The 9358-nt window shown below is 28.2% G+C and carries 11 protein-coding genes and 2 pseudogenes; 8 read left to right on the forward strand and 5 right to left on the reverse strand.

Annotated features, from left to right (window positions below):
- Positions 1-33: 33 nt before the first annotated feature.
- The 5 genes and pseudogenes from EW14_RS05290 to EW14_RS05310 all read left to right on the forward strand — a co-directional run.
- Positions 34-540 (forward strand): annotated as a pseudogene (locus EW14_RS05290) (MBL fold metallo-hydrolase); the annotation flags it as partial.
- Positions 541-578: 38 nt separating this feature from the next.
- Positions 579-599 (forward strand): annotated as a pseudogene (locus EW14_RS10685) (hypothetical protein).
- 236 nt (positions 600-835) lie between these two features.
- On the forward strand, positions 836-1117 hold the full coding sequence (locus tag EW14_RS05295) for a hypothetical protein (protein WP_225866620.1): 282 nt from the start codon (positions 836-838) through the stop codon (positions 1115-1117).
- A 50-nt stretch (positions 1118-1167) separates the two neighbouring features.
- Entirely contained in the window at positions 1168-3774 is a 2607-nt protein-coding gene (gene pepN, locus EW14_RS05300; RefSeq protein WP_042850476.1) for an aminopeptidase N, read from the forward strand.
- Positions 3775-4150: 376 nt separating this feature from the next.
- The gene (locus tag EW14_RS05310) at positions 4151-4312 is read left to right on the forward strand and encodes a hypothetical protein (RefSeq protein ID WP_025933616.1); all 162 of its coding nucleotides are present in this window, start codon (positions 4151-4153) and stop codon (positions 4310-4312) included.
- Positions 4313-4326: 14 nt separating this feature from the next.
- Here the strand turns inward: EW14_RS05310 and EW14_RS05315 are convergent, their stop codons facing one another.
- From EW14_RS05315 to EW14_RS05325, 3 genes are all read right to left on the reverse strand, one after another.
- Positions 4327-4527: a hypothetical protein gene (locus EW14_RS05315; protein WP_042850478.1), complete on the reverse strand. Its 201-nt coding sequence runs from the start codon at positions 4525-4527 to the stop codon at positions 4327-4329.
- Positions 4528-4620: 93 nt separating this feature from the next.
- Positions 4621-5796: a formate-dependent phosphoribosylglycinamide formyltransferase gene (gene purT / locus EW14_RS05320; protein ID WP_042850479.1), complete on the reverse strand. Its 1176-nt coding sequence runs from the start codon at positions 5794-5796 to the stop codon at positions 4621-4623.
- 11 nt (positions 5797-5807) lie between these two features.
- On the reverse strand, positions 5808-6050 hold the full coding sequence (locus EW14_RS05325; RefSeq protein WP_042850480.1) for a hypothetical protein: 243 nt from the start codon (positions 6048-6050) through the stop codon (positions 5808-5810).
- Positions 6051-6195: 145 nt separating this feature from the next.
- Here EW14_RS05325 and EW14_RS05330 point away from each other — a divergent pair, with 145 nt between their 5' ends.
- Complete coding sequence (locus EW14_RS05330; RefSeq protein WP_042850481.1) at positions 6196-6675, forward strand: glutathione peroxidase; 480 nt, start codon at positions 6196-6198, stop codon at positions 6673-6675.
- A 133-nt stretch (positions 6676-6808) separates the two neighbouring features.
- On the opposite strand, the gene EW14_RS05335 is transcribed toward EW14_RS05330, so the two are convergent.
- On the reverse strand, positions 6809-7447 hold the full coding sequence (locus EW14_RS05335; protein ID WP_042850482.1) for a hypothetical protein: 639 nt from the start codon (positions 7445-7447) through the stop codon (positions 6809-6811).
- A 47-nt stretch (positions 7448-7494) separates the two neighbouring features.
- On the reverse strand, positions 7495-7887 hold the full coding sequence (locus EW14_RS05340) for a hypothetical protein (RefSeq protein ID WP_025931985.1): 393 nt from the start codon (positions 7885-7887) through the stop codon (positions 7495-7497).
- A 170-nt stretch (positions 7888-8057) separates the two neighbouring features.
- Here EW14_RS05340 and dusB point away from each other — a divergent pair, with 170 nt between their 5' ends.
- Positions 8058-9065, forward strand: a complete 1008-nt coding sequence (gene dusB, locus EW14_RS05345; RefSeq protein WP_042850484.1) for a tRNA dihydrouridine synthase DusB — start codon at positions 8058-8060, stop codon at positions 9063-9065.
- A gap of 17 nt (positions 9066-9082) precedes the next feature.
- Positions 9083-9340, forward strand: coding sequence for a DUF2470 domain-containing protein (locus tag EW14_RS05350; protein ID WP_042850485.1), 258 nt, complete (start codon positions 9083-9085; stop codon positions 9338-9340).
- Positions 9341-9358 lie beyond the last annotated feature (18 nt).

Raw genomic sequence — 9358 nt, forward strand, 5'->3', positions numbered from 1 at the left:
TGGCTTATAAAATTTTAAAAAACCAACTTAATTATTGACCCTTGGCTCAAAGGCGATTTAATATTCCCACCAGGTGAATGGTTCTTTAAAGGATCATTAGAAGAAGAAATCTTAATAGATAAAGAAATAGATATTATTTTATTAACTCAAGGTTTGCCTGATCACTGTCATGTTCCAACATTAGAAATGTTCAGAAAGGATATTCCTATAATTTGCCCTAAAAGTGCTGTTGAAACATTAGAAAAAATTGGTTTTAGTTCAATAAAAATGCTTAAGCCAACTGAAAAGACTAATCAGTTTAATTTAAGTTTTGAAGCCACTGCTGGGGCTCCAGTACCACAAATAGAAAACGGATATATTGTTAAAGACGATCAAGATAATGGGTTTTATATAGAACCCCATGGATATCTTGATGAAAATTTAAACAAACAAAATCTTGATGCAGTTATTACTCCTACAAAAAATTTAGAATTACCCTTAGTAGGTGCTTTTGTAAAAGGTGCTGATGTAGTACCTAAATTGATTAACAAATTCAATCCAAGATTTATACTATCAAGTACCGTTGGCGGAGATGCAAAATATTCAGGTTTTTTAAATAATTTTATTTCAGTACAGGATTTGGAAGAGGAATTAAATTGTAATCTAGTAGATTTAAAGAACATGCAATCTATTATGATCTAAATTTCTCTAAAAGATCTCTTATTTAGTCATTTAGCTTGCAAGTAAATCTATTTTAAAAGGAGTACAAAAAATTCATTCATTTTTAATTAGCTCACTACTTTTATTAGCTTTAAATAGTAGCTATATTTGTGAGAATTCAAAGCTTAACCTTGTGATGAGAAATAATATAAATGGTGACTTTTCCATAGTAGAAAAGATATCTGAGTTAAAGCCAGGAGCATTTATAATTATTAATTGGAACGAAATAAAGCTTATGCTTCCATACTCTCTAAGAAAAGATTATATTTCCTTTACAGATAAAAAATGGGACTGGAGGTACCAATTTAATAAAGACGGATCTGCTGATATTATTAATCCTTCTTTATTCGAACTCCTTCCTTCTGGAGAAGTTAAAGCACATCTTTGTCAATCACAACATAAAAGTTCTAACTTATAATTTCAAAATAAATATTCTAGATTATTTAACTTCTGTACTTCTTTGTAAAGATGAACAAACCAAAAAAACAAAAAGGTATTTCAAGATATGTAAAACTTGAAGATTACAAAGTTTTTGATTATGAAATTCCAGAAATCTTTTTGGATTTCGTAATAAATAAAAATGCTGTTAATGTTACGACGAAATTAAAATTGGTAAAAAAAAATAAGAATACCAAAAATCTTATCCTTGATGGTACGGATATATTAATAAAAAAATTATTTATAGATGACTCACTACTAGAAAAGGAATACTACAAACAGCAAAAAAATAACTTAATAATTGAAAATATAAACAAAGATAATTTTTTACTAAAAATAGAAGGAATAATTAAACCAAAGGAAAATACATCCCTTTTAGGAATGTATGAGAGCAATGGAATTATAACTACGCAATGTGAGGCAGAGGGATTTAGAAGAATAAGTTTTCACTCTGATAGGCCTGATATTCTAAGCAAATACACCGTTAGAATTGAGGCAGACAAAAATGATTATCCTGTCTTACTTTCAAATGGTAACGTCGTAAAAGAAAATAATCTTGCAAATAATCGACATGAAATAATTTGGGAAGACCCATATCCGAAACCCTCATATCTATTTGCATTGGTAGCTGGAAAACTTAATTGTGTAAAAGACAATTTCATAACAAAATCAAATAAAAAAGTAAAAATAAATATTTATGTTGAGTATGGCGATGAAAAATATGTTCAACATGCAATAAGTTCATTACAGAAATCTATGAAATGGGACGAGGATAAATATAACCTTGAATACGATTTGTCATTGTTCAATATTGTTGCAGTTAGGCACTTTAATATGGGAGCAATGGAAAATAAAAGTCTCAATATTTTCAATTCAAAACTAATACTCGCGAATTCTGAAACGACAACTGATGAGGAATTAGAAAGAATAGAGGGTGTGATCGCCCATGAATATTTCCATAATTGGACGGGTAATAGAGTGACTTGTAGGGATTGGTTTCAATTATCTTTAAAAGAGGGTTTAACAGTATTCAGAGATCAACAATTCACTGCAGACGTTCATAATAGTGAAATAAAGAGACTTGATGATGCAAAATTTCTTAGAAGAAATCAATTTAGAGAGGATTCTGGGCCAACATCGCATCCTGTAATGCCAGAAAAATATCAAGAAATAGACAATTTCTATACGACCACGATTTATGAAAAAGGATCAGAAATAATTAGAATGCTTAACAAGCTTGTAAAAGATGAAAATTTCTATAAAGGATTTAGTAATTACATCTCAACATATGATGGAAAGGCAGCAACAATAGACCAATTTGTCGATAAAATTTTAGAGCACAATAAGGAAATCGATCCTAAAAAGTTTAAAATCTGGTACAAGCAAAATGGGACACCAAAAGTTCAATTCAAGAGAATCTGGGATCAAACAAATGAAAAACTTACAATTGAAGCCTCTCAAACTAATCCAATAAAGAAGAACCAATATAATGATTTACCTCTAATAATACCTATAAATCTGGCTATATTTTGCGGTGAGAATAAAACGATAGAAAAAACAGTTGTTTTAAAAACAAAAAAACAAGAATTTATTTTTAGGAATATAAGATCTCACCTCCAAATTCCTTTAGTCACTTATTTTCGCGAATTCTCTTCACCTGTTGAGTGGGAATCAGACACTACCTTTGATGAAAAATTTTTAATCTTAAGATATGAAAAAGATTTTTTTACACTATCTAATACTGTAAAAGTATTTTATAAAAAAATAATTTTATGCAGATTAGATGAAAAACCAGATCATAAAATTGAAAATAAATTAATAAGCGCCTTAATATCATTTATAAAAAATAAAGATATTAATTTATCCCTTTTATCAGAATTACTTAGTATACCGACATTTGCTGAAATTGAATCAGAAATGGAAAATTTAGACCCTTTAAAGATATATAAAACTATTGACGAATTAAATCATTTATTCGGGACTAAATTAAAAGAAGAATTATATTTTAAGCTTAAAGAAATAGAGAAAAATCTAGATAAAGTTTGGCCAAAAGGTAAAAACGAGAGAAAACTAATCGAAACTATTTGGAAACTACTCTTGCACAGTGATGATGAGGAAATTAAAAGAAAAATAATTTTTTATGTAGATAGTAATTCGATGACGCTAGCAAAAGCTGCATTGAATTCTTTCAGTAGGATTAATTGTCCAGAAAGAAAAATTATTTCAAATATATTCTTTAATAAATGGAAAAATAATAGTGTCGTTTTGGATAGTTGGTTCTCATTCAATGCATCTATAGAAATTGATGAAAAAACAAGCAGCATTGAAAAATTATTTGAAAATAAGTATTTTGATTCAAAATCACCAAACACTCTAAGAGCTATATTAAATACTTTCGTAACAAGAAATAGTACTTTTCATGCAATGGATGGTTCTGGTTATAAATATATTGCAAAGAAGATAATTGAATTTGATAAATTAAATCCAATCGTAATTTCCCGTTTTGTGAAAGTATTTAGTAGATACGATTATTATTCAGACCCTTATAAAAGTAATATGTTAGAAACAATAAAGCAGATTAAAAAAAAGAAACTATCAACAAATACTAAAGAAGTATTAGATGCAATACTAGATTGATTTATTGATGTTATTTAACTAAATATAATAACAATAATTATAAATATTAAAAATAAAATAAATACAAGATACTTATTAATAAAAATATAATCAAATACATTTTTATTATTATCTTTATTCCACTTTTTATTTACGTATTCCTTAGTTATAAATTTATTAGGTCTGCCACAATATAAACATGTTGGGGAAGTTTTTAAAATTAAATTCTTACATTGAGGGCACTTTTTTTTTTCCATAAATTTATTTTACTGAATAAAAAAAGTAATTAAAATTTTATTTACTATATTTTGAATAATTAAATATCATTGCAAAAAAAAATTTGATTCTAACTATTTAAAAAAATTCAATATAATAAAAAATTAGTATTTGGTTTGAAATGTTTGCTATTGCACTTGGAATGTCCCCTGTCGAAAAAATCACTGTTGCAATATCTGCTTCAATTTTTATAATCGCCTTTACTTGGGTCTCAATTAAGGGAGATTTAAGAAAACTTGCTAATGAATTAATTGAAGATAATGAAAATAATCAGGATAATTAAAAAAATCTTTTAACTTACTTTGCATGCAAACTAGGATAATCAATAATATGCCTAATTTCTTTTAGAGAAGAACCATAGATTTTTTCACCATTTAAGTGAACACCAATCCATTTTTCTTTTTGATTAAAAAAATTACTTTTAGTAGTATCCATCTCGAGATAATCTTTATTATCCCAATTTAAAGTTATATCCCAACCTTTATAATTTTCTATCATTGTTAAAAAGAGAACATACTCAAATAATACCCAGAGAGACATAGAACAAAAACAAAGGAAATAAGTATTTTTTTCGTTATTTTTATTTAATATTTATATAGTACTGACTATTATCTTACTAGCAGCTTCATCTGCATTTTTTCTTGCCAAATTAATGTCAGAATTTGATGAGAGAACAACGCCCATTCTTCTGCCTTTTCTGGAAACTGGTTTGCCAAATATTAGCACTTTAGTTTTTTCAAATTCTAATGCTTCATTAAGACCCTCATAAATAGGATTTAAATACTCTTGGTTAGAGAGTATAACTCTGGTTGCAGAGGGTTCTATTAGATAAATATGCGGTATTGGTAAATTTAAAAAAGCCCTTAAATGTAATTCAAATTCATTAATATTTTGACTAACTAATGTAACCATACCAGTGTCGTGTGGTCTTGGAGATAATTCTGAAAATATAACCTCACTTCCTTTTATAAAAAACTCTACTCCGTATAATCCAGCTCCATTAAGGTTATTTAATATTCTACTTGTCATTCGCTCAGCTTCAATAATTAAGGACTCCTTAATCTCTAAAGGTTGCCAACTACATTGATAGTCTCCATTAGATTGAAGATGTCCAATTGGTAAACAAAAAATATTTTCACCATTTTCTTTTCTTACAGTTAGAAGAGTAAACTCAAAATCAAAATTAATAAATTCTTCAATAATTACACCTTTAACCTTTCCTCTTGAATTTGCTTGTGCCTGTTTCCAAGCATTTTGTAAATCATTTTTTGTTTCAACCAAACTCTGCCCTTTTCCTGAAGAGCTCATTAAAGGCTTAAGTAAAAGTGGGAATCCAATTTCATCTGCTTTTTTTTCTAAATCATCAAATTCAAAAATATAATCAAATTTTGCAGTTTTAATTTTTAAATCTTTAGAAGCTAAGTCTCTTATTTTATCTCTATTCATTGTAATTTCTACAGTTCTGGCGTTGGGAACAATATTGAATCCTTCATCCTCGAGTTCTTTTAGGGCTTCAATTGAAAGTGCCTCTATTTCTGGGACAACATAGTCAGGCTTAAATTCTTTTATAACATTTTTTAAAATATTTTTATCTCCCATATCAATTACTCTTGAATAATCAGCAACTTGCATTGCAGGTGCTTTTTCATATCGATCAATTGCAATAACTTCTAATCCTAATCTTTTGGATTCTATTACTAATTCTTTCCCAAGCTCGCCACTACCAAGCAATAAAATTCTTTTTTTAGAAAAAATTGATTCTTTCATGTATATAAAACTTATTCTTCATCACCAGAAGGTTTTGAAGATGTATCGTCTGTAATTTTTTTATCTTTAGAATAACTAAATAAAAAATTTCTACCAAACGAATTTTGGCTTCGCATGCTATTGGTTATTGATCTTGAAATTGCTCCTAAAAAAAAGATTCCAATCATCGCCCAAATAATTCTTTCTAAAGCAATTGCAGGTAAAAAACCTTGACCGGAATTAATAATTTCAGTAAGTGGGTCTAAAGGGTCCAAATTTAAACTTATTAATAATATTTATTATAAAGGCTTAAATAAATGAAAAATTAAGACTTATAAAAGAAATAACCAAAACCACTATATAAATTAAACACAATAAAGTCTATACAATGCTATCTTCAAAGGGTGATTTTTTTTAGACATGCAAGTTGACGTACAAAATACTACTGTTCTTTCCGCAGACGGATCTTCCATAAAACTAGGTGAATATTCAGGGGAAGTAATTTTAGTTGTTAATGTAGCTAGTTATTGCGGAAATACTGCTCAGTATGAGGATCTTCAAAAGCTACATGATTTATATTCAACCAAAGGCCTAAGAATACTTGCATTCCCTTGTAATGATTTCGGAAAACAAGAACCCGACTCTCTTTCAGAAATAAAAGATTTTTGCACAACAAAATATGGAGTTAAGTTTGAAATCTATGAAAAAGTTCATGCCAAAGGCAACACCACAGAACCATACACAACCCTTAACAAAGTTGATCCTGAAGGAGATGTTGAATGGAATTTTGAAAAGTTTCTGATAGGAAAAGATAGTAAAGTAATTGCAAGATTCAAACCAGGTGTTAAACCGTTTGACGAAAACTTAATAGCAGCTATCGAGGTAGCTTTAGATTCATAAAAACCTTCTTATAATTCAAATTAAAATATTAAAAATAGAGACCCTTTATATTGAATTAAAAAAAAATTATTCTAGAAGATATCCTATTTTTAAGATTCAATCTTGTCTAGTATTCTTTTATTTATTTTAAATCTTATTTATTATCAGAATCAACTTCTACATCTATTATTTCATCTTTAACAGATCTTTTTTTAGGTTTAATTGATTTTACTTCGGACTCTACTTTTTCTTCTTTAACTTCACTTTCTTCTGGTTCCTCTGATTTTACTTCGGACTCTACTTTTTCTTCTTTAACTTCACTTTCTTCTGGTTCCTCTGATTTTACTTCGGACTCTACTTTTTCTTCTTTAACTTCACTTTCTTCTGGTTCCTCTGATTTTACTTCGGACTCTACTTTTTCTTCTTTAACTTCACTTTCTTCTGGTTCCTCTGATTTCACTTCGGACTCTACTTTTTCTTCTTTAACTTCACTTTCTTCTGGTTCCTCTGATTTTACTTCGGACTCTACTTTTTCTTCTTTAACTTCACTTTCTTCTGGTTCCTCTGATTTTACTTCGGACTCTACTTTTTCTTCTTTAACTTCACTTTCTTCTGGTTCCTCTGATTTTACTTTTGAATTTTCTGAGCTTTGATCTTCATCTTTACTTAAGAGGAACTTTAATAGTTTCTTGAATAATAAGAAACCTTTTTCAACTCTTTTTGGACCTAAAATTGAAAGCAAAATTACTAATATTATGAATATTTCAGGTGAATTTAAACCTAATAGTTTCATAAAATTTCATATTCTATTTATATTTTAGTACATGCTAAAAATTTAAACTAATTATTCTCAAAAGTTGGTAAATAGAGTTCCCTATTTGATGCAATTAAACCTTCTTCTTTAAAAAAAATCTCTAGGTCTTTTAGATCATTTATATCTACAAATTCACCACAATTATCTAATATATTATTATGTGTGAAATTCCATAAATCAGCCAAATATTCATCATCATCTGGAAATGCAACAAATTTCAAATAAGTATTATTCAAAGCATATTCACTAGCAAAATCAGAATCTAAACCTTCCCTCTTAGCATCACAAAAAACCTTAGCAAATCTTTTGCCTACAGAAGTTTGAGCACTTGATAAATCTAAATTACCTTGCATAGCATTTACATTTATTGGAGCAATAAAAATAATTATTGGAAGAAAAATAGATACTAATATAAACAAGAAAAAATTTCCTTTTTGAATTTCAACTCAACATAAACTAGCAAAAAAAGTAATCAATTAGGCCTTTTTAAGTAAAAGCACTTATTATAAATTAAGAAATAAATAGAAAACATAAAATCAGCTCCATATCTGAATTTATAATAAAGAAAGATTAAATCAATTAAAATTATATGTCTTCAAATATAAGGCTAAAAGGAAGGGGAGTTAACAGAATAATTATGAGTAAGGTAATGCTATCGCCATTAGCAGGAGTTACAGATAACATTTTTAGACGACTTGTACGTAAATGGGCTCCAAACTCTTTACTTTTTACAGAAATGATAAATGCCACAAGTCTTAAAAAAGGATATGGCACACAAAAAATCAATCAAATAGATTTAGAAGAAGGTCCAATTGGAGTACAAATATTTGATAATAGGCCATATGCTGTTTCTGAAGCTGCGAAACAAGCTGAGGACTCTGGAGCTTTCTTAATTGATATAAATATGGGATGTCCTGTAAAAAAAATTGCAAAGAAAGGTGGAGGCAGTGCCTTAATTAAAGACCGAAAACTTGCTATAGAATTAGTCAAAAATGTTGTAAAAGCTGTTAGTGTTCCAGTAACAGTAAAAACAAGACTCGGATGGGATAGTAAAGAAGAGAATATAGAGGATTTCTTATTTAAACTTCAAGATGCGGGAGCAACGATGATCACACTTCATGGAAGAACAAGAAAACAGGGTTTTTCAGGCAAGTCAGATTGGGAAATGATCGGGAGACTTAAAAAGTTGTTGGAAATTCCAGTAATTGCTAATGGAGATATCAAAAATCCAGATGACGCTATTAATTGTTTAAAAAAAACAAATGCTGATGGTGTAATGATTGGACGAGGAATTTTAGGATCGCCATGGAAAATTGGAGAAATAGATTATGCTCTTAGAGAAAATAAAAATTTTAAAGAACCAAACACAGAAGAAAAACTATATTTAATTATTGAGCATCTTGATGAATTAATAAAAGAAAAAGGAGATCACGGTTTGCTTATTGCAAGAAAACATATCTCATGGACATGCAAAGACTTTAAAGGAGCATCAAATTTGAGAAATAACTTGGTTAGAGCTGTTGATAAAAATGAAGTTAAAAATTTAATAATTAAAATGATTAAAACTTTGAATAATGAAAAAAATAGATTAGCTTAAAAAAAAATATTCTTTAAATGAAAATTATTAGTAAAGAAACAAGTAAAAGAGTTTGTGATCACATGAACAATGATCACATTGATTCAGTGCACAAATATCTTACCCATTATGGAAAGATATCAACATTTGAGAATGCCTTTATGGAAGAAATTAATAATAGTTATATAAAAATCAATTACGATGGCCAATCAGCAATTATCAATTTTAAAAATGAAATATCTGAAGAAGAAATTCATTCAACTTTAGTATCAATGATTAAAGACATTAAAGAATAAAATAATTTATAAAAAATT

This window comes from Prochlorococcus sp. MIT 0604, from assembly GCF_000757845.1.
In the GTDB taxonomy this organism is placed as follows: Bacteria; Cyanobacteriota; Cyanobacteriia; order PCC-6307; family Cyanobiaceae; genus Prochlorococcus_A.